Genomic DNA, 602 nt, shown 5'->3' on the forward strand with positions numbered 1-602 from the left:
ACCAGCAACGGTGTCGCCTACACCTACGTCGCGGTACCCACGTTGACCACGGTGGTGCCGAGCCTCGGTTCGGTGACGGGCGGAACCACCGTCGTGCTCACCGGGACGAACCTGATCGGTGCGACGGCGGTGAGTTTCGGTGGCACACCAGCGACTTCGTTCACCGTCAACTCCGCCACCCAGATCACCGCAGTCGCCCCCGCGGGTTCGGTCGGGACGGTGCAGGTCACCGTCACGACCGCGGGCGGTACCAGTAACGGTGTCGCCTACACCTACGTCGCGGTACCCACGCTGACCACGGTGGTGCCGAGTGCCGGTTCGGTGGCCGGCGGGACGACGGTCGTGCTGACCGGGACGAACCTGACCGGTGCGACGGCGGTGAGTTTCGGTGGGACACCAGCGACTTCGTTCACGGTTGATTCCGCTACCCAGATCACCGCGGCCGCCCCGGCCCACGCGGCGGGGACGGTGCAGGTGACGGTCACGACCGCGGGCGGAACCAGCAACGGTGTCGCCTACACCTACGTCGCGGTACCCACGCTGACCACGGTGGTGCCGAACCTCGGTTCGGTGACGGGCGGAACCACCGTCGTGCTCACCGG

The 602-nt window shown here is 68.6% G+C and carries 1 protein-coding gene; it reads left to right on the top strand.

Translation table 11 applies throughout. The features are described from left to right. On the top strand, positions 1-602 hold a 602-nt coding region (locus tag ACYVKL_RS24585; protein WP_460772943.1), incomplete at both ends, for an IPT/TIG domain-containing protein.

It is taken from the genome of Nocardia tengchongensis, assembly GCF_054781395.1.